Below are 24,579 nucleotides of genomic sequence, written 5' to 3'. Positions count from 1 at the left end.
GTCCTTTTCTATCTGGTTGAGTGGTGTCGGTTATTGACCAGCCATCAGTGTTGCTATTATTAAAGCTTCGTTATTTTAGAGCTCGGCTATCATAACGCTTCGCTCAAGTAACCTATGGTCATGGTCTGGTTGTGCAATACATTGTCCGTGGTGTTGGGCCGCGGACAGAATTCCCCGTAAGAGTAGAAGCCGGTCAGCACGGTCTGGCTGCCCAGCGTTTGCTGCACTGCCTGGATTTCATCCGCGATCTGGTCGGCCATGACCAGTTTGCGCCCGACGCAGCTGACGCACAAGGCCAGGCCGGGCTGGCTGGTATCCAGGTTGCCGGTCACCAGCCTCGCAGCGCCGCTTGCGCCTTCCACCAGCCTGTCGTGCGTGGTTTGGCAGAGTCGCACCGTTTCGCCTTCCTCCACATTGCCTGCGAAGGTAAGGCTGTTTTTTGCGGAGTCGATGGCAAGCAGGGTACGGACTTTTTCCACTTCGCGCTTGCCTTCCTCGATCACTGCGAAGGGGAAGCGCAGGCCCGAACCGGGCAGGGTCTTGGCATTCTGCTCGCCGATGTACATGCGGTAGAGCGGCAGGGCGGGCTTGCCGTCCATTTCATACACCACGTTTTTTTCCGAGCGCGTGATCTTGCGTGGGGGGCCGTAAGGTTTCCATCCGCCTAGCGCCCCGCTGGCGGTGATCAGCTTGTCGCCGTAGAGGCCGATGGCGATGACCAGGCCTTCTTCAACGCTGTCGTTGAGCAGTTGCAGCGTCTTGGAAAACTCGGCATTGTCGCCCGCCATGCCGCCCACGATCGGGATGTCGCCCAGCACGCTCTGAAAGCCCTGCAGCAATTCCGAGCCATTGATGTGCAGGCCGTCGGAAAAGACCAGGACGGTGCGCAGGCTGTCCGATTTGAGTTGCTTGGCGAGGTTGATGGCCGTCTCGGCCGATGTCTGCATGTTGTTGGCGCGGGCGTAGGTGACGCGCTGCATGGTCTTGTCCCAGGCGATGGCCGTGATCTGCAGGCTGTCGTCGCTGACGCCATGCGGGCCGATTTCACCGGATGTGGTGCAGCCGACGATCTGGGCGGCAGGGTAGCGCTCCTTGAGCTGGGCCGGCAGCTTGCCATCGCTGAAGCGCCTGACCGAGCCGAATACCAATACGAGATTGGCATTGGGTAATGGTGAAGACGATGGCAAATCCTTGATGCTCATCTTCGTCGTGAGGGCTTCCTGTCTGACTAGCATGATCTCCGTTCCCTAGTACGGCCGCTTATGGTTGGCGCGGCGCTTCTGGTTATTGTTGTTTTGTGCGACTATGCAGATGACGTTTCAGGTCATCGTGCCTGATAGGCAGGTTATTTAACCTTTTTGTTCGCGGATTGACAACCTGCTTTTTATGGCGCCGGTATTGCACGGCGTCGAAGTCTGTAGATAGAATGGTGCGAAAACCGGGCGCTTTCTCATGAGCGCCGATTAAGAGCGGCTAACAAAATTCAATGTAGCGATCCTGGCTAGGCATCTTGCCGAAAGCGTTACAAGACAGGGCGGCCCCAGGGGAGTTTTGCTAGCCGTTCTAAGCCTGCTGCTCAATGCAGCCTGTCAATACAGGGGATAAAGGGTGGGGGAAACTGATCTATCTGGTGTGAAGGTGATGGTCATTGATGACAGTCATACCATACGCAGGAGCGCTGAAATTTTCCTGCGGCAATCGGGGTGCGAAGTGTTTCTGGCCGAGGACGGCTTCGATGCTTTGTCCAAGATCGCCAACCACTTGCCGGACGTGATTTTCGTCGACATCATGATGCCGCGCCTCGACGGTTACCAGACCTGCTCCCTGATCAAGCGCAACGCGCGCTTCAAGTCCATTCCCGTGATCATGCTTTCCAGCAAGGACGGCCTGTTCGACCGCGCACGCGGCCGCATGGCCGGTTCGGATCAATACCTGACCAAGCCTTTTACCCAGAATGCCCTGCTGGATGCCGTGCGCCAATACAGGCACAGTCCGGGCGAGCTGACCATGGAACAAGAATAAATGCGACGGGACAAGAATAAATGACGATCAAGAAAATCCTCGTAGTGGACGATTCGGCGACCGACCGCCTGTATTTGAGCGAGCTTCTGCAAAAAGCCGGCTTTGAGGTGAGTACGGCAGAAGACGGCCAGGACTGCCTGGACAAGGTGAGCACGGCCATGCCGGACCTGGTGCTGATGGACGTGGTCATGCCGCGCCTCAACGGTTTCCAGGCGACGCGGTCTTTATCCAAGAATCCCGCCACCGCGCATATCCCCGTCATCGTCTGCACTGGCAAGGAGCAGGCCACCGACCGCATGTGGGCCTTACGGCAGGGTGCCAAGGACTGTGTCATCAAGCCTGTGGACGCGGACGAGCTGCTATCCAAGATCGCGGAGATCGATTGAGGTGGCTAAATCCAGGCTCAATCTGCAGGCTTATCAGCAAAGCATCCTGGAGCGCCTCCAGCATGTGACCGCCGACACGGGGTCGGACAGTTCCAGGCTGGGCATCCATGCCGGGGGGCAGCGCTACCTTGTTGCCTTGCGGGATATCAGCGAGGTGTTGCCGGTGCCGGAAATCCAGCCCGTGCCACTGGTGCAGCCTTGGTTTCTCGGCATGTCCAATATTCGCGGCAACCTCTATGCTGTCACCGATCTGGCAAGGTTCCTCGGGGTAAGCCATCAGCCATCTGTCATCACGGCCGAGAGCAGATTGCTGCTGGTACATGATGATTTCGACATCAATGCCGGCTTTCTCATCGACAGCCTGGCCGGGCTGCGCAGCCTCGAGGATTTCAAGCCGCTGAACATGGTGGCGGATGTGCCATTCCATGTGGCGGCCCGGTACGAAGACGATCAGCATCATCAATGGGAGGTGCTGGATATAGCCCTCATTCTCGAAAAAAAAGAATTTCTGCAGGTAGCCGCCTGACGGAAAAGGGGAGATATTTATGGCAGCAAGTTTTGCAATATTAAAGAACCTATTCGGCAGGAAGAAGGCCGAGGACCCAGCCCTGCCGCAGGTAGGCAAGACCAGCAAGGCAATGCTGGGCGCCTTGCTGTTGGCGCTGGTGCTTGCCTTGCTCGGTTTGTTGTTCAACCAGTTGCAGGTGGCCCGCAACAACCACTTCGCCGACATCGCCACCAGCCTGAAGGTGGAGGCGCAGCAAGTGGCGCGGGATGCCGCCTTGAGCGCGGGAGGGGACGCTACCGCCGGCGACCGTCTGCGCACCACGCTGGACCAGGCTTTTGCCCGCTTGGCGGATTTGCGCGAATTGCAGGAGGCTGCCTTGTTGCAAATCAGTGACGTGGCCGAGAACTTCACGCGGCTGGAGCAGGTTTGGAACGACCTGCGCGAGCAGGCTTTGTCCCCAGGGGAATTGGCCCAGCTGGCCTCGCAGAGCGACCTGGCCGTGCAGGCCACACACCAAACCTGGCAAGCCTACCTTGATCAAGGCAAGGCAGGATGGTGGCTGGCCTTGTCAGTTGTCGCTGGCCTGCTGGCACTGGCCTTGCTCGTGCGCATCGGTTATCAGCAGGTTGTGGGCGCGCGCGGCCGGTTTGAGGAAATCGAACAGACCAACCTTAATAACCAGGAAGCGATCCTCAACTTGCTGGATGAGATGGGCGACCTGGCGGATGGCGACCTGACGGTGAAGGCCGAAGTGGCGGAAAACATCACAGGCGCGATTGCCGACTCCATCAACTACACCATAGACAGCCTGCGCGACCTAGTGACCGAGATCAACCGCGCGACCGAGCAAGTGAACCAGGCGACCGCCCAGGCGCAGGAAACCTCGGCCGCGCTCCTCAACGCGGCCGAGCTGCAGTCGCAGCAGATCACGGAAACAGGCGAGGCGGTCAACCACATGACCCAGTCCATCATGCAGGTTTCAAGCAATGCGGAGGAGGCTTCGGACGTGGCCCGGCGTTCGCTCGACGCGACCAACCAGGGGACGAGGGCCGTGCAGAACACGATCGCCGGCATGAACGAAATCCGTACCCAGATCCAGGAGACTTCCAAACGTATCAAGCGCCTGGGCGAGAGTTCGCAGGAAATTAGCGAAATCGTCGACCTCATTTCCGACATTACCGAGCAAACCAATATCCTGGCCTTGAATGCCGCCATACAGGCGGCGTCCGCCGGCGAGGCCGGCCGCGGCTTCACCGTGGTGGCGGAAGAAGTGCAGCGTCTTGCCGAGCGCTCCTCCGAGGCGACCAAGCAGATCAGCGCAATCGTGAAGACGATCCAGACCGATACCAACGGCGCCGTTGCGGCGATGGAGAAAAGCACGGAGGGCGTGGTGGAAGGCGCACGCCTGTCCGATGCCGCGGGCAAGGCCCTGGGCGAAATCGAGAATGTGACCAATAATCTCGCGCGCCTGATTGAGGAAATCTCCAACGCAACTGAGGCGCAAACCAAGGCGGCTGCTACCGTGAGCTTGAATATGCAGCAGATTCAAAGCATTACGTCCCAAACTTCGGAAGGCACCAGGAAAACGGCCAATTCCATCGGCCAGCTCACCAGCCTGGCGGAGGAGCTGCGGGCCTCGGTGGCTGGCTTCAAGCTCAATTAGGACATATTGGTGGAAGATTTCGATATCGGCCCGCTGAGCTGGGTCAAGGGTGAAATAGACCAGGCCCTGGAGCAGGTGTTGGCGCAACTGGCCGCGCTCGGGGCCAACCCCGCCGATCTGTCGCCATTGCGTTTTGCCAAGACGCATCTTTATCAGGTCAATGGCGCTTTCGACATGGTGGGCCTGGAAGGATGCAAGCGCTATTGCAACGAAATCGAAACCATCGTTTCCAAGCTGGACAAGTCGGAGCTCAGCCTGGAGCCTGAGTATCTGGACACGCTGCGCTACGCCATCCTGCATTTGCAGCAATACCTGCAGGAGCTCATGAATGGAGAGCCGGACCAGCCCTTGCGCCTGTCCTTGCCCTTGCAGAAACTGGCGTCCTTGTACGGTGAAACCTTGGAGGATTCGGAACTGTTCTTCCCGGATACCAGCCTGCGCCTTCCCAAGAACATCCCCACCGAAACGCTGGACTCGCAAAGCTTGCTGGCTACCCTCAAGGAACAACGCGCCCAATTCCAGAAATCCTTGCTGTCCTGGCTGAAAGGCGATGCAGAGGCGCTACAGGACATGACCGCCGCGCTGGAGCGCGTGCAGCTTGTGCAGTCCCAGGCAGTACAGAAAACCTTGTGGTGGGTGGCGACTGCATTCACCGAGACCCTGGCCGAGGAAACCCATCGCCAGGATGCCGGCGTCAAGCGGCTGTGCCGCCGCCTTGACCAGGAGTTGCGCTCTGCCGGCGAGGGCGTGAACCGCCCGGCCAGCCTCTTGTTGCGGGACCTTTTATATTTCCTCGCCATCAGCAAGCTCGCTACCGAACGTATTGTCCAAGTGAAAGCGTTGTTCGAGCTGGACGGGTTGATCCCCGCCGAGGCGACTTTCGTGCCCGACGTCGAAGAGCAGCAATATATCAGGCAATGCCAAGTGGCCCTGGATGCGCTCAAGGAGTTGTGGGCGCGCGCGCATGAAGGCGAAGCCGTCTTCAATGAGTTCATGACCCGCTTTGCGGGCATCCTCAATACCTATCCGGCGTTATCGAATGAACCGGTGAAGCAGTTGTTCGCTGCAGTACATGACCAGGTGTTGGTCTTGCAGCAAGGCCATCATCCCCAGCAGGATATTGCCCTGGTCGAAGTCGCCTCTGCCTTGACCTTGTTGTCGGATGCTCTGCAGCATTACGGCCGGCAAGGCGAGCAGGCTGAGCTTGAAATGGAAAAGCAACTGCAGCGCTTGCAAACCCTATTGCATGGCGAACTGCCTGCCTTGGCGCCTGCGCCTGCGGTGCAGCAGGCGGCGCAGCATGCATTGGCGCGCGAGACGGCGGCGGCATTGCAAGAGGTGGAGCAACTGCTGGATGCCTATTTCCGCCAGCCGGGCGATGCCGCCCCGTTGTCTCAGGCAAGCACGCCTTTGCAGCAAGTCTCCAACGCCCTGGACATACTGGAAATGCCCGAAGTGAAGGCTCTGGCACAGGTCGCCCAGGAGGTGATCGCCGGGTTGCAGCAGGGGAGAATAGCTACAGGGCAGGAGGTGTTTGAATCGCTGGCGGACAGCCTGAGCCTGGTCGGGATGACGGTCGAGCAATATCCTCATGCCGTGGGCGGGGCGTTTGCGCTCGAGGATGCGCTGGCAAGGTTGAAGGCAGTGCAGAATGCAGAACCGGGGACGCAGCCTGCCGAGGCGGCGGAAATCCCAGAGACTCATACCGCAACGCCTGAATTGCCTGACGACGAGCTGCTGGATGTCTACCTGACCGAGGCCGAGGATGTGCTGGCGAATGTCGCGCAGCATTTGCAGGCATTGCGCGTCAATGCAACCAATCACCAAGCCTTGGTCGAGGTGCGCAGGGGCTTCCATACCCTGAAGGGCAGCGGCCGGACAGTCGGCTTGGCCGATCTCGGCAATGTGGCTGCCATCGTCGAGACCTTGCTCAACCGCGTGATCGAACGCAAGCTCACGCCAACCAGCGCAATGATTGCCTTTATTGAGGATGCGACGGCTGCTTTCGCCGGCTGGGTCGCGTCATTGCGCGACAAGGCGCATCAGGCGGTCGAGGCTGCGCTTTGGCAAGCGCGTGCGGACGAGCTGGAATCCAGTCTGTCTGGATTGGCGGCCAAGGAGCAAGCGGAGGAAGTGCTGATCGGCGGCACGCGCAAGATCAGCCGCGCCTTGTTCGAAGTGTTCCTGCAAGAGGCAGGACAGCACCTGGAACAATTGCAGGACTGGCTGCAGGTCGTGTTGCATCGCAGCGAGCCCGTGCTCACGCCGGACAAGGAAACCTGCAGGGCCGCCCATACCCTGGCCAGCAACGCCGGTTCCACCGGGTTCAACGCATTGTCAGACCTGGCGCGTGCGCTGGAGCATTGGCTGGACGCGCACCAGGGCAACTGGACGGAGCAAACCGCGGCTTTGTTGCAGAATGCGGTCTCTACCTTGGAGAAAATGCTGGGCAAGGCCCGCGAGCGCAAACAGTCGCGCGCTGCCACGGCCTTGTTGCGCGCACTCAAGAAAGCGGCGGCGGAGGCGGCGATACCGGTGATTGATGCCTCTACCGGCAGCAATGTCGTGCCATTGGCCCCGCGCCTGGCCAAGACCGAGGATGCCGTGGCCAGCCTGCTGGAAGCCGAGGCCAAGGTGAGCGGCCTGATGGAGCAGTCCCAGACGCAGGAGCCCTCTACGGAAACCGAAGAGGCCGCACCTGCTGAATCCGTTCGCGACCAAGATACCTCCGAAGCTCCGACTGCCGACCTTCCTGCCTCACAACAGGCGGTGGACCAAGAGCTGTTTGCCTTGTTCGTCGAGGAGGCCAGCGACCTCATGCCCATGGTCGGCAGCGAACTGCGCGCCTGGCATGCGGCCCCGTATGAGGCTGAGCATCCGGACATGCTGCAACGTGCCTTGCATACCCTCAAGGGCAGCGCGCGCATGGCAGGGCAAGGCAGCCTGGGCGACGCGGTGCATGGCATGGAAGACCTTGTCATGCGCGCCTTGAAGCAGGTGCCGCAGGCCGAGGATTTCGCCGAGATGTTTGCAGGGCTGGACCATATCGGCGCCTTGCTGGAAGAGGTACTGGGCGGGCAGACCACGCTGGCCACGGGCCGCCAGTCGGCGATCCAGCGCGCTGGGCGGGAACGCCGCGTTCAATACCTGCGGCTGCGCGCCGAGGCGCTGGACCGGCTGATCAACGAGGCGGGAGAAGTCAGCATCGCGCGCTCGCGCCTGGAGCGCGAAATGCAGGCGTTCAAGCAGTCCTCGCTCGACCTGACCGAAAGCGTGCAGCGTCTTCGCAGCTACTTGCGCGAACTGGAAATCGAGGCGGAAAGCCAGTTGCAGTCGCGCATGACATTGCTGCAGGAGTCGAACGAAACATTCGATCCGCTGGAATTCGACCGCTTTACGCGCTTGCAGGAGCTGACGCGCATGATGGCGGAAAGCGTCAACGACGTTTCCACCATCCAGCAGGGCCTGTTGCGCAACCTCGATGAGACCGAGGCTGCGTTGCAGCAGCAGGGGCGCATGAGCCGCGACCTGCAATATGGCCTCATGAACGTGCGCCGGGTGCCGTTCTCGCTGGTGACGGAGCGGCTGCACCGCATCGTGCGCCAGACGGCGCGCGAGCTCGATAAGCGGGTCGAGCTCGCGCTCGACGGCGCTGACACCGAGATCGACCGCAGCGTGCTGGACCGCATGGGCGCGGCGGTGGAGCATATCCTGCGCAATGCGGTGGCGCACGGCATAGAGTCGCCCGACGTGCGGCGCAAGCATGGCAAGCCCGCGGCGGGCATTATCACGCTCAAGGTGCGCCAGGAAAACGATGAAATCATGCTCACGGTCAGCGATGACGGCGCAGGCGTCGACCTGGGGCGGGTGCGGGAACGGGCATTGGCGCAGCACCTGCTGCAGCCCGACCAGGAGGTGAGCGACCAGGCTTTGCTGGCATTGATTTTCGAGCCGGGCTTCACCACGGCGCGCACCGTGTCGCAGATATCGGGCCGGGGAGTGGGGTTGGACGCCGTGCGCAGCGACATCACGGCGTTGGGCGGTCGTATCGACGTCAACAGCACCCAGGGCACGGGAACCATATTCAGCATCTTCCTGCCCGTGACCCTTTCCGTGTCGCAGGCGGTCTTGGTCAGGTACGGCAATCGCCAGTTCGCATTGCCGGCGGTGATGGTGGAGCAGGTGGTGAAGCTGAAGCCGGACGTACTGACGGCGGCGTACGCGGATGGCAAGTTGAGCTGGGCCGGTCATGATTACCCGATCTACTTCCTCGGCAGGTTGTGCGGCGATGCCCAGGCAACGGCGGAAAGCCAGCGCTATACGCCGGTCATGCTGCTGCGTAGCGGCCACTACCGTGTGGCACTGCATGTGGACGATATTGTCGGCAACCAGGAAGTGGTGATGAAGCAGATCGGCCCGCAACTTGCCCGCGTGCCCGGCTTGATTGGGGCCACCGTGCTGGGCGATGGCGGTATCGTGCTGATCGTCAACCCATTGCAGCTTGCCAACCGCGAGACCTTGTCGGCAGGCAGCCTCAACATCGCCGTGACAGTTGACACCCCGTTGGCGTCAAGCAAGCCGGTGGCATTGCTGGTGGACGACTCCCTCACCATGCGCAAGGTGCTGGGACGCTTCCTCGAGCGCGAAGGGTACGAGGTCGTCACGGCCAAGGACGGCATGGAAGCCATCCAGGCCATGCAGCAGTCCTTGCCGGCCGTGATCCTTACCGACATCGAGATGCCGCGCATGGATGGTTTCGAGCTTGCCCGCAATGTGCGCGACGACGAACGCACGCGCCATATCCCGCTGGTGATCGTGAGCTCGCGCATGGCGGAAAAGCACCGGGCCCTGGCAAAAAGCCTGGGCGTGGATGCTTTCTTCGGCAAGCCGGTACAGGAAGACGAGCTGGCTGCCGCGTTGCGCCAGTTGCTGGCCTGATATTGGTCCGGCCGGGAGGCCCGGATGCAATCTCCTGATAGCAAGGCCGCCTGAATCAGGTAAAATCAGGGCAGTATGTCGAATCCCTCATTCATCCATCTGCGTTGCCATAGCGAGTATTCCGTGGTCGATGGCACCGTGCGCATTGGCGATTACGTCAAGCAGGCGGTGGCTGACCAGATGCCCGCATTGGCCTTGACCGACCTCAGCAGCCTGTTCGGTGCGGTCAAATTCTATAAATCCGCCCGCGGCAAAGGCGTCAAGCCGCTGATCGGCGCCGATATCTGGCTGGAGAATGATTCCAAGCGCGATCAGCCCCACCGAGCGCTGTTGCTGTGCCAGACGCATGCGGGCTACCTGCGCCTGTGCGAACTGCTAAGCCGAGCCTTTCTGCAAAACCAGTATCGCGGCCGCGCCGAGGTCAAGCGCGAATGGCTGCACGAAAACGGCACCGAGGGCCTGATCCTGTTGTCCGGCGCCATGGGCGGCGACATAGGGCAGGCACTGCTGCAGGGCAACTACGCCCAGGCCCAGGCGCTTGCCGGGCAATGGGCGGCGCTGTTCCCGCAGCGGTTCTATATCGAGCTGCAGCGGGCAGGCCATGCCCAGCAGGAAACCTATATCGCCAGTGCGCTCGCGATCGCCAGCGAATTGGAGTTGCCGGTGGTGGCGACCCATCCCGTACAATTCATGACGCCGGACGACTTCAAGGCGCACGAAGCGCGCGTCTGCATTGCCGAAGGCTATGTGCTTGCGGATAACCGCCGCCCCAAGCTGTTTACCCCTGAGCAGTATTTCAAGTCCCAGGCGCAGATGGCGGAATTGTTCTCCGACATCCCCGAGGCGCTTGCCAACAGCGTCGAGATCGCCAAGCGTTGCAACCTGACCCTGACGCTGGGCAAGAATTACCTGCCTCAATTCCCGACACCCAATGGCGAGAGCCTGGATGAGTACCTGGTCGCCCAGGCCAAGGCCGGCCTGGAGGAGCGGCTCAAGGTGCTGTATCCCGATGAGGCTAGGCGTGAAGCAAAGCGCCCGGAATATGAGGCGCGCCTCGAATTCGAGACCAACATCATCATCCAGATGGGTTTCCCGGGTTATTTCCTCATCGTGGCGGACTTCATCAACTGGGCCAAGAACAACGGCGTTCCGGTCGGGCCGGGCCGGGGTTCCGGCGCCGGATCGCTGGTCGCCTATAGCCTGGGGATTACCGATCTCGACCCGATGCGCTACGCATTGCTGTTCGAGCGCTTCCTCAACCCCGAACGGGTTTCCATGCCCGACTTCGACATCGACTTCTGCCAGGAAGGCCGCGACCGCGTCATCGATTACGTCAAGCGCAAGTACGGCCTGGACTCGGTCTCCCAAATCGCCACCTTCGGGACCATGGCCGCCAAGGCCGTGATCCGGGACGTAGGCCGGGTGCTGGATCTGCCGTTCAACTTCGTCGATAGCGTGGCCAAGCTGATCCCGAACGAGCTGGGCATCAGCCTCAGCGACGCGTTAGAGAAGGAACCGCAGCTCAAGGAGCGCCGAGAGCAGGAGGAAGAGGTTGCCGAGCTGCTCGAACTTGCGCTGAGGCTGGAGGGCCTGACCCGCAATATCGGCATGCACGCGGGCGGCGTATTGATTTCCCCGGGCAAGATTTCCGATTTTTCTCCGATCTATTGCCAGGCAGGCGGCGAGAGCGTAGTCAGCCAGTACGACAAGGACGATGTCGAGGCCGTGGGCCTGGTCAAGTTCGACTTCCTGGGCCTGCGTACGCTCACCATTCTGGACATGGCGCTGGAAAGCGCCAACCAGCAGCGTGCGGAAAAGGGCCTGGAGCCGTTGCATTTCGAGACGCTGCCCATAGACGACAAGGCCAGCTACCAGCTGCTCAAGGCTGCCAATACCACGGCCGTGTTCCAGCTGGAATCGCGCGGCATGAAGGATATGCTGAAGCAGGCCAAGCCGGACGTATTCGAGGACATCATCGCGCTGGTGGCGCTGTACCGTCCCGGTCCGATGGACCTGATCCCGGACTTCTGCCGCCGCAAGCATGGCTTGCAGCGCGTGGAATACCCGCACCCGGCGACCGAGGCTATCCTGAAAGAAACCTACGGCATCATGGTGTATCAGGAGCAGGTGATGCAGATCGCCCAGGTGGTGGCGGGCTACAGCCTGGGCGGCGCCGACCTGCTGCGCCGCGCCATGGGCAAGAAAAAGCCCGAGGAAATGGCGCAGCAGCGCAGCATCTTCATCGAAGGGGCGGTCAAGAACGGCACGCCCGAGAAGCAGGCCGGCGAACTGTTCGACCTGATGGAGAAGTTCGCGAGCTACGGCTTCAACAAGTCGCACGCCGCAGCCTATGCACTGGTGGCCTACCATACGGCCTATCTCAAGGCGCATTATCCCGCGGCTTTTCTGGCTGCGACCATGTCGGCGGACATGAACAATACGGACAACGTCCACCTCTTCTATGACGATTGCATCGTCAATGGGCTGGAGGTGCTGCCTCCGGACATCAATGCCAGCGAATACCGCTTCAAGCCGATCAATGCCAAGCAGATCATTTACGGCCTGGGTGCGATCAAGGGCACCGGCTGGGCCGCGATCGAGCTGATCCTCGCCGCCCGCAAGGAAGGCGGCGACTTCAAGGACCTGTTCGATTTCTGCAGCCGCCTGGACTTGCGCAAGGTCAACCGCCGCGTGATCGAGTCGCTGATCCGCGCCGGGGCGTTCGACAAGCTCGAACCCAACCGGGCGGCATTGCTGGCAGGCGTCAGCCTGGCGATCAGCGCCGCGGAGCAGAGCGGGGCGGCGAGCGGACAGGACAGCCTGTTCGGCTCCGTGATCGACAGCGCCGTGCATGTATTGCCCGAAACGCCGCCATGGTCGGAAAAGCAACGGCTGCAGGAAGAAAAGGCCGCGCTGGGCTTTTATTTCAGCGGCCACCCTTATGCGGATTACCAGAAAGAAGTCGCGACCTTCGTGCGCAACAACCTCGCCAGCCTCAAGCCCAGCGACCAGCCGCAGCTGCTGGCCGGCATCGTGATGGGCGTGCGCGTGCGCATGACAGGCCGCGGCAAGATGGCGATCGTCACGCTGGACGACATGGCGGGGCGCGTGGACATTGTCGTGAGCGGGGAGCTGCTCAACGAGAATGCGGCCTTGATCAAGGAAGACCAACTGCTGGTGGTGGAGGGGCGCGTCAGCCATGACGACTTCTCGGGCGGCTTGCGCGTCAATGCGCGCCGCCTGACCGATATCGCCGGCGCGCGCAGTGCATATGCCAACCTGCTCAAGCTGAGCTGCAACGGCCAGTCCGATGCCGACAAGCTACGGGCATTGCTGGCCCCTTATTGCAAGCCTGGCAATCCCGAGGCTGGGCGCGGCTGCGCCGTGAAGGTGGCTTACCACAACAAGGATGCGCAAGTGGAGCTCATGCTTGGCGATAACTGGCGTGTGGAACTGCAGGATGAGTTATTGTATGGGCTGAAGGGTTGGCTCAGCGATGAAAACGTGAAAATACTTTATAATTGACGCCCTATGAACGCCAAAACCAACAACGTGAAAACCAGTTTCCTCGAGTTCGAGCAGCCGATTGCCGAACTGGAAGCCAAGATCGAAGAGCTGCGCTATGTGCAGGATGATTCCGCATTGGATATCTCGGAAGAGATCGAGCGCCTGCAACAAAAGAACAAGACCCTGACCAAGGATATCTACGCCAAGCTCACCGCTTGGCAGATTTCCCAAGTGGCGCGCCATCCGCAGCGGCCTTACACCCTGGATTACATCCGCGGCATCTTTACCGATTTTGAAGAGCTGCATGGCGACCGCGCTTTTGCGGATGATCCCGCCATCGTGGGCGGCATCGCCCGTTTCGAGGGGCAGCCGGTGATGGTGATCGGCCACCAGAAGGGCCGCGACGTGAAGGAGCGCCAGTACCGCAATTTCGGCATGCCGCGTCCCGAGGGCTATCGCAAGGCCTTGCGCCTTTACCGCCTGGCCGAGAAGTTCAGGCTGCCGATTATCACCCTGATCGATACGCCAGGCGCTTATCCCGGCATCGGTGCCGAGGAGCGTGGCCAGTCCGAGGCGATCGCGCGCAACCTTTATGTGATGGCGGAGCTCACTGTGCCGATTATCGGGGTGATCATCGGCGAAGGCGGCTCGGGAGGCGCATTGGCGCTGGGCGTGGTCGACCACCTGATGATGCTGCAATACTCCACTTACTCCGTCATTTCGCCCGAAGGCTGCGCCTCCATTCTGTGGAAGAGCGCCGACAAGGCATCGGAAGCCGCAGAGACGCTAGGCATTACCGCAGCGCGCCTCAAGACGCTGGGCCTGGTTGACCGTATCGTGCCCGAACCCATGGGTGGCGCGCACCGTGCGCCGGAAGACATGATGCAGAACCTGCGCCGCGCCCTGGCTGACGAACTGGCCCATTTGCAGGTCAAGTCGGTAGACAACTTGCTGGAGGCGCGCCATGAGCGCCTCATGAGCTATGGCAAGTTCAAGGAAGTCCCTGTCAAGTAAGCCCTTATCCGGGAATGAGGGAAAACCTCCCCGTTCCCGCGATCCTGCCACTTCATCCACTTGCGTATCCGAGCTGATGCGCCGGATGGGTAGTTTTATTTCATCCCATACCAGGCCAGGACAGCATTTGCTGCTCGCATTCAGCGGCGGGCTGGATTCGCGCGTGTTGCTGCAATTGCTTGTGCAAGCCAGGGCAAATCATGATTTCGTACTGGAAGCCATGCACGTGCATCATGGCCTGAGCCCGAATGCGGACCAGTGGGCCGAGTTCTGTGCGGCAGAGTGCCTCAGGCTGGAAGTGCCATTCCATTGTGCGCATGTGCATGTCGAACAGCAGTCTGGCATGGGCATAGAGGCGAGCGCCAGACGGGCACGGTATGCTGCCTTGCTGGCCCACCACGCTGATTATGTGTTGTTGGCGCATCATCAGGATGACCAGGCCGAGACCTTGCTGCTGCAGTTGCTGCGCGGGGCCGGCGCCAAGGGGCTGGCAGGCATGGCGATGCACGACCCGTCCCGCAGGCTGCTGCGTCCCTTGATCGACGTTTCCCGTACCGAGCTCGAAGCGTATGCCAGGCAAGCCGGCTTGCAATGGGTGGAAGACGAAAGCAACCTGGATATGCGTTATGACAGGAATTTCTTGCGCCATGCAGTTTTTCCAGTTTTAGAACAGCGTTATCCTGCTGCGAAAAGCACGTTAGCCCGCTCAGCCATGCATATGGCTGAGGCGATGGCTTTACTGGATGAGCTTGCAGCGCTGGATGCTGCGTCCGTGATCGCGGATGGCAAGGTCAATGTCGAGAGTCTGGGCATGTTGTCCGGCCAGCGCGCGCGCAACCTGCTGCGTTGGTGGCTGGCCTCATATGGCTTGCCGATGCCGGGATTGCCGCGTTTGCAGGAGATGTTGCAGCAGCTGCAACATGCCGGCGACGAGGCTATCATCAAGGTCCGGGTGCATGAAGCGAGTTACCTGCGGCGTTACCGCGGCTGGGCCAGCCTGAGCGTAGAGCCGCCTATTCCAGATCGGGCCGGTTTGCAGTGGCAGGGTGAAAATAGCCTGCTTTTGCCCGCGAACGGTCAATTGCTGGCCCGGTATGATGTTGCGAACGGCTTAGCCATGTCACGATTGCAGGGACGCAAGCTCGGCATACGCTACCGTAATGGTGGAGAGCGTTTCAAGCCTGATGCCAAGCGCCCGACCCGTACGCTCAAGCAACTCTACCAGGAAGCCAATATCGCGCCATGGCTGCGCGAACGCCTGCCGTTGGTTTACCTTGATGACGAGTTGGTGCTGGTGCCGGGGATCGGGGTTGCAGAAGGTTGGCAGGCAAGGCCTGGCGAGCAGGGCATGATGTTGGATTGGCAGCCCCTGCAGCCGGGTTCGCCATACTGACGCATAAGGAGAAGCAGCGCGGCCGTGCTAGGACGGCTTGCCGGACTTGAGCAGCGGCTCCAGCTGCTTCCAGACGTTTTCCAGGATGGCTTCCTGGGCATTGGCTTTAGGGTGCAGTCCATCCTGCTGTGTGAACTCGACCTTGCCGGCGACGCCCTCCAGCAGGAACTCGACCAAGGGCAGCTTGAATTCTTTTGCCAGCGCTGCATAGCTGGCAGTGAACTCTCGCGTGTATTTAGGGCCATAGTTCGGTGGAATCATCATGCCTACCAGCAGCACTTGCGCCTTGGCTTCCTGGCCGGACTTGATCATGCCGGCAAGGTTGTTGCGCATCTGGGCGACAGGCAGGCCGCGCAGGCCGTCATTGGCGCCTAGCTCCAGGATGACGATACCTGGCTTGTGCTGAGCGAGGGTTGCGGCAATCCGGCTGACCCCGCCGCTGGTGGTCTCTCCGCTGATGCTGGCGTTGACGACCGTGTAGCCGGGATATTGCTGTTTGAGGCGGTTTTCCAGCAGGGCTACCCAGCCTTGCTCGCGCGGAATGCCGTAAGCTGCGGAAAGGCTGTCGCCATAGACCAGGATGGTGGCGGCATGCGCGGTGTTGGCCACCATGGCGCAGGCAAGGCTGAATAACAATATGAAACGGAACATCATTGATGCAAACACCTTTGGCAGTTGAAGCGGTTAATCTCGACAAATATATAGAAAACGGGGCGGGCAGGCTCGATATTTTGCAGTCGCTCTCGCTCCAGGTGGCAGCCGGGGAGAAAGTCGCCATTATCGGCAGCTCGGGCTCGGGCAAGTCTACATTGCTGAGCCTGCTTGCAGGCTTGGACAGCCCCAGCGGCGGAAAAGTGCTGGTCAACGGCACCGAGATCAGCCACCTGGACGAAGACGGGCGGGCGGCTATCCGTGGCAAGAGCATGGGGTTCGTATTCCAGTCATTCCAGTTGCTGCCATCGCTTACGGCTTTGGAAAACGTCATGCTGCCCTTGCAGCTGGCCGGCCGCAAGGATGCCAGGGAAAAGTCAGCCGCCGCGCTCGAACGGGTCGGGCTTGGGCGCCGTCTTTCGCATTACCCACGCCAGATGTCCGGCGGCGAGCAGCAGCGCGTTGCAATCGCGCGCGCCTTTGCCCCGCAACCCGCCATCCTGTTTGCAGACGAGCCGACGGGAAACCTGGACGAGCATACCGGCGAGCGCATTGTCGAGTTGCTGTTCGGCCTGAATGCCGAATCCGGCACGACCTTGATCCTCGTAACGCATGACATGCAGCTGGCATCGCGCTGCCAGCGCAGGCTGCGCCTGCATGACGGCCAATTGCACGAAGAGGGTGCTGCATGATGGCCTTCCTGATTGCCTGGCGCCAGTTGCGCAGCCAGTGGGCGGCTGGGGAGGTGCGCGTGCTGGTCTTCGCCCTCGTATTGGCCGTGGCTGCCACGACCTCGGTCGGCTTCTTTACCGACCGCATTGAGTCCGCCCTGGTGAGGCAGGGCGGCATGCTGCTGGGCGGCGACATATTGGTGGCAGCGGACCATGCCATTCCGGACAGCTATATCGATGAAGCTAGGCAGCGCGGCTTGCAATCGACGTATGCCGCGGAGTTTCCCAGCATGGTGCTGCATGGCGATGACAGCCAGTTAGCCGAGATCAAGGCGGTGGGGGAGGGCTTTCCCTTGCGCGGCGAATTGACGGTGTTGCAGCAGCGGGTTGAGCCGGCCTTGATGTTGACGGGTGGACAAGCCGCAGCCGGCATACCGACGCCGGGTACGGTCTGGATAGAGCCGCGCCTGGCCTCCAAGCTGGGTGTGAACGTGGGCGACAGCCTGGAAGTAGGCGAGCGCAATATGCAGGTGTCCGCCATCCTGCAACGCGAGCCGTCACGTGGCGGGGACATGTTCAGCATCGCGCCCCGCGTGATGATGAATGCGGCTGACCTGGCTTCGACCGGGTTGATCCAGTTCGGCAGCCGAGTCAAGTACCAGGTATTGCTGGCCGGCGAGGCGGCCGGGGTAGATGATTTCGCTGCCTGGCTCAAGCCCAGGCTGGAGCGGGGGGAGCAGCTACAGAAGGTCACTGATGCCCGCCCCGAGATGCGCAATGCCCTGGAAAAGGCGCAACAGTTCCTCGGCCTCTCCGCCATGGTGAGCGTAATCCTGGCCATGGTGGCGATGTTTCTCGCCAGCCAGCCCTATGTGCAGAAAAGCCTGGACAGCTATGCCCTCATGCGTTGTTTCGGCGCTTCGCGGCGTTTCATTTTTCGTATCCTCATGAGCCAGACCTTGCTGATCGCCGCTTTCGGCAGCGGCTTGGGTGTGTTGCTCGGCTTTGCCGCGCAAGCCGGCCTCGCAGTGCTGGCGGATAGGTTGTTGCTGGAAACGCTGCCTGCGCCTGGCGTCATGCCGGCTGTTTCCGGCCTCACGGCGGGCTTTGCCACCATGCTGGCCGTGGTCTGGCCGCATCTTGCCCGTTTGCGCGACGTGCCTGCCTTGCGCATCCTGCGGCGCGACCTGGGGGAGCAATATCAGGCGCATTGGCTGCATTTCGTTCCGGCCCTGCTGGTGTTGGCCGGGTTGATCTTGTGGCAGGCGGGCGACGCAAAGCTGGGGGCCATCGTGCTGCTGGCATTGGCAGGCCTGTTATTGGCAGTCGCCTTGCTGGCCTGGCTGGGAGTGCGCCTGCTCGCACGCTTGCCTCAGAACGCGACCGCTTCCTGGCTGCTGGGCCTGGCGGCCTTGAAGCGCAGGCCCGGCCTGGTGGTAGCCCAGGTGCTGGGATTCAGCCTGGGACTGACGGCGCTGATCCTGCTGGCGATCGTGCGCGGCGACTTGCTGTCAAGCTGGCAGCAGACCTTGCCCGAGGATGCGCCGAACCGGTTCATTATCAATATCCAGCCCGGCCAGATTACGCCGATCAAGCAGTTTTTCGACCGAAGCGGCCTTCATCATGTCGACATATTCCCTATGGTGCGCGGACGCTTGCTGGAGATCAACGGCAAGCCGCTTAACGTGGAAGATTACCAGGATGACAGGGCGCGGCGGCTGGCCGAGCGCGAATTCAACCTTTCCTGGGCAGCTGACATGCAGCAGGATAACCAGCTGCTTGAGGGACATTGGTGGCAACCGTCGGAGCACGGCAAGCCCATGCTGTCGCTGGAGCAGGGGATCGCAAACGACCTGCACCTCAAGCTGGGCGATCGCTTGACCTATGATGTCGCCGGGACGCGGCTGGAACTGGAAATCACCAGCCTGCGCAAGGTGGAGTGGGATACCATGCGTGCCAATTTCTTTGCCGTGACGCCGCCAGGCGTGCTGGATAATTATCCTTCCAGCTATATCACCAGTTTCCACCTGCCAGGCGGCCAAGAACAGTTGCTCAATCAGCTGGTACGCGAGTTTCCCAACCTGACGGTGATTGATGTCGCAGCCTTGCTTGACCAGGTGCGCGAGATCATGAACAAGATGAGCCACGCGCTTGAATATGTATTTGCCTTCAGTTTGTTGACCGGGCTGGCGGTGCTTTATGCCGCCCTGGTGGCCACTCGCGAAGAGCGCGTCAAGGAGGCAACGCTGTTACGCGTGCTGGGGGCCTCCAGGCGGCAGGTGTTGCAGGCGCTCTGGACCGAGTTCGCAGTCATTGGTGCATTGGCTGCGCTGGTTGCCACGCTGGCGGCGGCCATCATGGCGTATTACCTCAGCAGCCAGGTGTTCAATATTCCTTACCAGTTCAACCTGCGGGGTGCCTTGGGCGTCATGGTGCTGGCTGCTTTGCTGGTGCCTGCCGCCGCATGGCTGGGCATGCGGCGCTTCCTCAACCAATCTCCGCGCGCTATATTGCAAAGTATATGAATGGGGTGGTTATATACAGCCAATTTGGCTATATATAACCACCATAATTGGTTGTTTATAACCGATTCAAACGAAGTTCTGATATTCTCTTTCACAGAAATCCATGAATACAATCACTTACCGCCTACCTGAAATCCGGCATGAAACTTGATAGATGGAGATGCCGGAATCATAAATATAAACCGGCGATCACAACAACTATGGAAGGATTGTATGTTAAAGAGAGAGAATCTGAGGTTGAGCACGGTTGCTGTGCTGGTTGCCAATGCCTGTATCAGCTTCCAGGCATATGCAGCAGATGCAACGCCTATCACTACGGATAAGGTCAACGTGGTGGGCACGACGCCGCTGCCTTCGCTCGGTCTGCCATTGGCGCAAGTGCCTGCAGGCATCCAGCTCATCACCGGCCCTCAAATGCAAAAGCAGCGCAGCGTCACGATTGCAGACTACCTGCAAAACAATGTGCCTGCGGTCAATGTCAACGATACGCAGAATAATCCGTTCCAGCCCGATATCAGTTTCCGTGGCTATTCCGCATCCCCATTGCTGGGTACGCCGCAGGGCTTGTCCGTATACGTGGACGGCGTGCGCGTCAACGAACCGTTTGGCGATGTCGTGAGCTGGGACCTGATCCCGGTCAATGCGCTTGCCAATATGTCCTTGATCCCTGGGTCCAATCCGCTGTTCGGCTTGAATACCCTGGGCGGGGCCTTGTCCTTGCAAACCAAGAGCGGCCGCGACAACCAGGGTGCTGCCCTGGAGGCCAGCGTTGGCTCATGGGGCCGCAAGACTGGATCTGTCGAGTATGGCGGTGTTTCCGAGGACGGCTCGGTTGATTTCTTCATCACGGCCAATTCATTCCGTGAGGACGGCTGGCGCGACCATTCCCCGACTGATGTGCGGCAATTGTTCGCCAAGGTGGGCTGGCAGAATGAAACCACCAAACTGGACCTAAGCTATACCGGCGCCGACAACGACATGATCGGCAACGGACTGGTGCCGTCGGAAATGATGCGCGCGCTGGGTCGCGACACCATCCTCACCCGTCCGGACCAGACACGCAACACCCTGTCTTTCCTCAATCTGACCGGTTCGCATTGGTTCAATGATGAAGTGATGCTGAGCGGCAACGTCTATTATCGCCAGTCCAGGACCCGTACCTTGAACGGGGATGGCAACGATGACGTGGATGATAATGATTATATGGCGGACTGTAGTAGTTTGACTAACCCCGAAGATGCCGAGGAGTCATGTGCAGGCGCCCTTAATCGTAGCCGTGCACGTAAGGACAGTTATGGCTTTACTACTCAGTTGAGTTTCAACCAGGATTGGTTGCAAAAGAAAAACCAATTCATCGTTGGGTTCGGTTTTGATCAGAGCAAGACACGGTTCAGCCAATCGACAGAGTTTGGAAACTTGACGTCAAGCCGCGGCGTAAACGGCATTGGTTTGTTTGGCGATGAAGGCGAGGTTGAACTGACAGGGCGCACGCGTACCTGGAGCCTGTTTGCAACTGATACCCTGTCGCTCAACGACTTTTGGCACCTGACGATGTCCGCGCGCTACAACCATACAAAGGTGGAGAATCGTGATCATCTGGTTGCGAGTGGTGACGAATCACTGTCTGGCGATCACAGTTTCAACCGCATCAATCCGGCAATCGGCCTGAATTTCACGCCAACCAAGGATTGGACGTTCTATGGTTCCTACAACGAAGGCAGCCGCGCGCCGACCGCTATCGAATTAGGGTGCGCCAATCCTGAAGAGTCTTGCAAGCTGCCTAATGCGATGGCGGGTGATCCACCTCTGAAACAGGTGGTGGCGAAAACCTACGAAGCAGGAGTACGTGGCAATTTGACCGAGGACTTGCGCTGGACGGCCAGTGTGTATCGTGCGCAGAACTACGACGATATCCAGTTCATCTATGTACCTGGAACTAACGGCAGGGGCTACTTCGACAATGTGGGTAAAACCCGACGCATGGGCTTGGACACCAGCCTGATGGGCAATCACGGCGGTTTCAACTGGATGCTGGGCTATAGCTACATCAAGGCGACCTATGAGAGCGATCTTGAGTTGGTCAACGAGGTGAATACCACCGCCTCTGGTGGCAGCATCAACGTCAACAAGGGTGATCGCCTGGCTGCCATTCCTGCCCACCGCCTGAAGTTCCGTGGTGAATATGCCATTACGCCGAAGTGGAGCATAGGAACCAATGTCCTGATGTTCTCCGATCAATATGCCCATGGCAACGAAAACAACAAGGACCAGGGAGAAGGTGCGAAGCTGGGCGGCTACACCATCGTTAATCTGGATACCCGCTATAACTTCGGCAACGGCTGGCAATTGTTTGCCAAGGCCATCAATATTTTCGATCGCGAATACAGCAGTGGCGGCATGATCGGGGAATCCTATTTCCTGGCTGACGGCACTTATGATGGCGGCGAAGATCACCGGGCGAGCTTGCGGGCTCCTGGTGCTCCACGCGCAGGCTGGGTAGGCGTGCGCTGGGAGTTTGGTGGTCCCAAGAATTTAGTATCTTCCAACTAAGCTAAGTTGTATTAAGGAGTGACCTCGCGATGCAGGAACAGGTAGCTGGGCAGGATCAGAAGTTTCAGGTCGGACGATCTGGGCCCAAGGTACGTGTCCTGCTCGTCGAGGATGAAGTGATTTTTGCGCGTGCTGTGGCCAAGCGGCTACAGCAGGCGGGATATGACTGCGAGCATGCCGCCACGCTTGAAGAGGGGCGTGAGCTTGTGCGGCAGATGGCGCCTGATCTGGTATTGCTGGATATGCGCCTGCCCGACGGCAACGGCCTGGATTTATTGCCAGAGCTGGTCGCCAAAGGCATTTCCGTGATTTCCATGACGGCCTACGGCGAAGTGGCGGATGCAGTGTATGCAATGAAGCTGGGGGCAACCGATTACCTCAAGAAGCCGGTGGATCTTGATGAGCTGCTCCTGACGATAGAAAAGGCGCAAGCTGCCACCCAATTAAAACATCATCTCGATTATTCGCGGCAGCGCAACATGCATGCTGCCGAAGGCGTCGAGCTTCTGGGCGACAGCCCGGCCATGAGCAGCGTGAAGGCGCAGATAGCGCGATTTGCGCAGCTGGTGGCTTTTTCCGATGCCATTCCGCCAACCGTATTGATCCAGGGAGAAACCGGCACGGGCAAGGACGTGGCCGCACGGTTGCTGCACTTGTCATGTGCGAACAGCGACCGGCCTTTCGTGCATGTGGATTGCGCTTCCTTGCCTGCCGAGTTGATCGAGAGCGAGTTGTTTGGCCACGAAAAAGGCGCTTTCACGAGTGCGCAAGGCTCCCGTTGCGGCCTGATCGAGGCCGCCGAGGATGGCACCCTGTTCCTGGACGAGATCGGCGAGTTGCCGTTGGCCCTGCAGGCAAAACTGCTTAACGTGCTGGAAAGGCGCATGGTGCGCCGACTCGGCTCGACCAAGGAACATCCCGTGCTGGCGCGGTTCGTGGCCGCAACCAACCGCGACCTGCACCAAATGGTGCTGGAGGGCCGTTTCCGCTCCGACTTGTTCTACCGCCTCAACGTATTGACCATGAACATGCCGCCGTTGCGCGAACGCGGGGATGACATCCTGCTGTTGGCCAAGCATTTTGCCGCTCAAACCGAACGTCGCTACGGGTTGCAGCCGCGGCCGTTCTCCGTGGACGCCAGCCAGATGATCCGCGATTACCACTGGCCCGGGAACGTGCGCGAGCTCAAGCACCAGGTGAGCCGTGCCGTGTTGCTCAGCCGCGAAAGCCAGATCATGCCGCATGACCTGGCCTTGCCGGGGAGCATACAGGCCGAGCAGGCCATGGCGATCCCGGAGCGTGGCGTCACCCTGGAATCCGCAGAAAAAGTGCTGATCGAGAACGCGCTGCGCCAATCCAACAACAATGTGTCGGAAGCCGCCCGCCAATTGGGCATTACCCGCATGGCGATGCGTTACCGCATGGAGCGTCACGGCATCAAGATTTGAGCGTGCAGGGTATCGTCTGGCGCTTGCCTGAACGGCGTCAATGCGCTGCTCGTGGTATCATTCCGGGCATTTCCATGCTATTCAATTCCGGAGTGTTCATGAAGATCGGTACCCCTCTCAGTCCTGTGGCCACGCGTGTCATGCTGCTTGGCAGCGGGGAATTGGGCAAGGAGGTGATCATCGCCTTGCAGAGGCTGGGGGTCGAGGTGGTTGCAGTTGATCGTTACCAGAACGCACCCGGCCACCAGGTCGCGCATCGCGCTTATGCCATCGACATGACGGACCCCGTTGCCTTGCGCGAGTTGATCGACAAGGAAACCCCCCACCTGATCGTGCCCGAGATCGAGGCGCTGAACACCCGGTTATTGGCCGAGGTCGAGTCGGCCGGGCATACCCGCGTGGTTCCCACCGTCAAGGCCGTGCAGCTCACCATGAATCGTGAAGGCATACGCCGCCTTGCTGCGGAGGAGCTCAGGCTGCCGACTTCGCCTTATGCGTTTGCCGATAGCGAGCAGTCGTTGCGGGCAGCGATTGAAAGCGGCATCGGTTATCCCTGTTTCATCAAACCCACCATGTCGTCGTCCGGCAAGGGTCAATCCCGCATCACTTCCCCCGAGCAGATTGCCGCCGCCTGGGAATATGCCGCCACGGCCGGACGGGTGAACCAGGGCAAGGTGATTGTCGAAGGGCAGATCGATTTCGACTATGAAATCACCCTGTTGACCGTACGCGCCTTGAATGCAGGGGGCGAAGTTGAGACGAGCTTCTGCGAACCTATCGGCCATTTGCAGGAAAAGGGCGACTATATCGAGAGCTGGCAGCCGCAGCCCATGACGGCATTGGCATTGGATCGTGCGCAGGAGATTGCACGGGCGGTGACCGAAAGCTTGGGAGGGCTGGGGTTATTCGGGGTCGAATTGTTCATCAAGGGCGACCAGGTCTGGTTCTCCGAAGTCAGTCCGCGCCCGCATGATACCGGCATGGTGACGATGGGCAGCCAGCGTTTCAGCGAGTTCGACCTGCATGCGCGCGCTATTCTGGGCTTGCCGGTCAATGTCAGCTTGAGCCGGCCCGGGGCCAGTGCCGTGATTTATGGCGGGCGGGACAGCGGGCAACTCGTGTTCGAGGGCGTCGAGCAGGCGTTGGCCGTTCCGGAGGCCGATGTACGACTGTTCGGCAAGCCGGAGTCATTCGAGCGCCGCCGCATGGGCGTGGCCTTGGCGACCGCAGACGATGTACAAGAAGCGCGCGAGCGCGCACGCAAGGCGGCAAGGCTGGTCAGAACGCACGATGGAATTTGAGA

Annotated in this window: 15 protein-coding genes; 13 read left to right on the top strand and 2 right to left on the bottom strand. The window is 60.1% G+C overall.

All coding sequences use genetic code 11. The features are described from left to right. Positions 1-89: 89 nt before the first annotated feature. Positions 90-1,235 (bottom strand): FIST signal transduction protein, encoded by a 1,146-nt coding sequence (locus tag ACJSDX_RS06895; RefSeq protein ID WP_407994075.1) that lies wholly within the window; start codon positions 1,233-1,235, stop codon positions 90-92. Positions 1,236-1,641: 406 nt separating this feature from the next. Here ACJSDX_RS06895 and ACJSDX_RS06890 point away from each other — a divergent pair, with 406 nt between their 5' ends. The 8 genes from ACJSDX_RS06890 (at position 1,642) to tilS (ending at position 15,431) form a co-directional block, all read left to right on the top strand. After that, positions 1,642-2,022 carry a response regulator gene (locus tag ACJSDX_RS06890; RefSeq protein ID WP_309565027.1) on the top strand — a complete coding sequence of 127 codons (381 nt, stop codon included), beginning with the start codon at positions 1,642-1,644 and terminating at the stop codon, positions 2,020-2,022. 20 nt (positions 2,023-2,042) lie between these two features. Next, positions 2,043-2,408 carry a response regulator gene (locus ACJSDX_RS06885; protein WP_407994074.1) on the top strand — a complete coding sequence of 122 codons (366 nt, stop codon included), beginning with the start codon at positions 2,043-2,045 and terminating at the stop codon, positions 2,406-2,408. Position 2,409: 1 nt separating this feature from the next. Beyond that, entirely contained in the window at positions 2,410-2,934 is a 525-nt protein-coding gene (locus ACJSDX_RS06880; RefSeq protein WP_407994073.1) for a chemotaxis protein CheW, read from the top strand. A gap of 19 nt (positions 2,935-2,953) precedes the next feature. Continuing rightward, complete coding sequence (locus tag ACJSDX_RS06875) at positions 2,954-4,579, top strand: methyl-accepting chemotaxis protein (RefSeq protein ID WP_407994072.1); 1,626 nt, start codon at positions 2,954-2,956, stop codon at positions 4,577-4,579. Positions 4,580-4,588: 9 nt separating this feature from the next. Next, positions 4,589-9,517: a FimL-related protein gene (locus ACJSDX_RS06870; protein WP_407994071.1), complete on the top strand. Its 4,929-nt coding sequence runs from the start codon at positions 4,589-4,591 to the stop codon at positions 9,515-9,517. A gap of 75 nt (positions 9,518-9,592) precedes the next feature. Further along, on the top strand, positions 9,593-13,042 hold the full coding sequence (gene dnaE, locus ACJSDX_RS06865) for a DNA polymerase III subunit alpha (RefSeq protein WP_407994070.1): 3,450 nt from the start codon (positions 9,593-9,595) through the stop codon (positions 13,040-13,042). Between the two features lie 6 nt (positions 13,043-13,048). Then, entirely contained in the window at positions 13,049-14,038 is a 990-nt protein-coding gene (locus tag ACJSDX_RS06860; protein ID WP_405029488.1) for an acetyl-CoA carboxylase carboxyltransferase subunit alpha, read from the top strand. 76 nt (positions 14,039-14,114) lie between these two features. Beyond that, positions 14,115-15,431: a tRNA lysidine(34) synthetase TilS gene (gene tilS, locus ACJSDX_RS06855; RefSeq protein WP_510355933.1), complete on the top strand. Its 1,317-nt coding sequence runs from the start codon at positions 14,115-14,117 to the stop codon at positions 15,429-15,431. Between the two features lie 27 nt (positions 15,432-15,458). On the opposite strand, the gene ACJSDX_RS06850 is transcribed toward tilS, so the two are convergent. Continuing rightward, positions 15,459-16,085, bottom strand: a complete 627-nt coding sequence (locus ACJSDX_RS06850) for an arylesterase (RefSeq protein ID WP_407994068.1) — start codon at positions 16,083-16,085, stop codon at positions 15,459-15,461. A 2-nt stretch (positions 16,086-16,087) separates the two neighbouring features. Between ACJSDX_RS06850 and ACJSDX_RS06845 the strand changes: the two genes are divergently transcribed. From ACJSDX_RS06845 to purT, 5 genes are all read left to right on the top strand, one after another. After that, positions 16,088-16,774, top strand: a complete 687-nt coding sequence (locus ACJSDX_RS06845) for an ABC transporter ATP-binding protein (RefSeq protein ID WP_407994067.1) — start codon at positions 16,088-16,090, stop codon at positions 16,772-16,774. Continuing rightward, the gene (locus ACJSDX_RS06840; RefSeq protein ID WP_407994066.1) at positions 16,771-19,278 is read left to right on the top strand and encodes an ABC transporter permease; all 2,508 of its coding nucleotides are present in this window, start codon (positions 16,771-16,773) and stop codon (positions 19,276-19,278) included. Before ACJSDX_RS06845 ends, ACJSDX_RS06840 begins: the two co-directional genes overlap by 4 nt. Positions 19,279-19,491: 213 nt before the next feature. After that, positions 19,492-21,828 carry a TonB-dependent receptor gene (locus tag ACJSDX_RS06835; protein WP_407994065.1) on the top strand — a complete coding sequence of 779 codons (2,337 nt, stop codon included), beginning with the start codon at positions 19,492-19,494 and terminating at the stop codon, positions 21,826-21,828. A 29-nt stretch (positions 21,829-21,857) separates the two neighbouring features. After that, the gene (locus ACJSDX_RS06830) at positions 21,858-23,276 is read left to right on the top strand and encodes a sigma-54-dependent transcriptional regulator (RefSeq protein WP_309565038.1); all 1,419 of its coding nucleotides are present in this window, start codon (positions 21,858-21,860) and stop codon (positions 23,274-23,276) included. A gap of 98 nt (positions 23,277-23,374) precedes the next feature. Then, positions 23,375-24,577, top strand: a complete 1,203-nt coding sequence (gene purT / locus ACJSDX_RS06825; protein ID WP_407994064.1) for a formate-dependent phosphoribosylglycinamide formyltransferase — start codon at positions 23,375-23,377, stop codon at positions 24,575-24,577. The last annotated feature ends 2 nt before the right edge of the window (positions 24,578-24,579 follow it).

The sequence above is a fragment of the Methylobacillus draconifructus genome, from assembly GCF_045984355.1.
GTDB lineage: Bacteria > Pseudomonadota > Gammaproteobacteria > Burkholderiales > Methylophilaceae > Methylobacillus > Methylobacillus flagellatus_A.
This window is presented reverse-complemented; position numbering and strand designations above follow the sequence as displayed.

Excerpts from the sequence above, each read along its gene's own strand:
- ACJSDX_RS06895 (WP_407994075.1), bottom strand. The coding sequence starts at position 1,235 with ATGCTAGTCAGACAGGAAGCCCTCACGACGAAGATGAGCATCAAGGAT.
- ACJSDX_RS06890 (WP_309565027.1), top strand. The coding sequence starts at position 1,642 with ATGGTCATTGATGACAGTCATACCATACGCAGGAGCGCTGAAATTTTC.
- ACJSDX_RS06885 (WP_407994074.1), top strand. The coding sequence starts at position 2,043 with ATGACGATCAAGAAAATCCTCGTAGTGGACGATTCGGCGACCGACCGC.
- ACJSDX_RS06875 (WP_407994072.1), top strand. The coding sequence starts at position 2,954 with ATGGCAGCAAGTTTTGCAATATTAAAGAACCTATTCGGCAGGAAGAAG.
- dnaE (WP_407994070.1), top strand. The coding sequence starts at position 9,593 with ATGTCGAATCCCTCATTCATCCATCTGCGTTGCCATAGCGAGTATTCC.
- ACJSDX_RS06860 (WP_405029488.1), top strand. The coding sequence starts at position 13,049 with ATGAACGCCAAAACCAACAACGTGAAAACCAGTTTCCTCGAGTTCGAG.
- tilS (WP_510355933.1), top strand. The coding sequence starts at position 14,115 with ATGCGCCGGATGGGTAGTTTTATTTCATCCCATACCAGGCCAGGACAG.
- ACJSDX_RS06850 (WP_407994068.1), bottom strand. The coding sequence starts at position 16,085 with ATGATGTTCCGTTTCATATTGTTATTCAGCCTTGCCTGCGCCATGGTG.
- ACJSDX_RS06845 (WP_407994067.1), top strand. The coding sequence starts at position 16,088 with ATGCAAACACCTTTGGCAGTTGAAGCGGTTAATCTCGACAAATATATA.
- ACJSDX_RS06840 (WP_407994066.1), top strand. The coding sequence starts at position 16,771 with ATGATGGCCTTCCTGATTGCCTGGCGCCAGTTGCGCAGCCAGTGGGCG.
- ACJSDX_RS06835 (WP_407994065.1), top strand. The coding sequence starts at position 19,492 with ATGTTAAAGAGAGAGAATCTGAGGTTGAGCACGGTTGCTGTGCTGGTT.
- ACJSDX_RS06830 (WP_309565038.1), top strand. The coding sequence starts at position 21,858 with ATGCAGGAACAGGTAGCTGGGCAGGATCAGAAGTTTCAGGTCGGACGA.
- purT (WP_407994064.1), top strand. The coding sequence starts at position 23,375 with ATGAAGATCGGTACCCCTCTCAGTCCTGTGGCCACGCGTGTCATGCTG.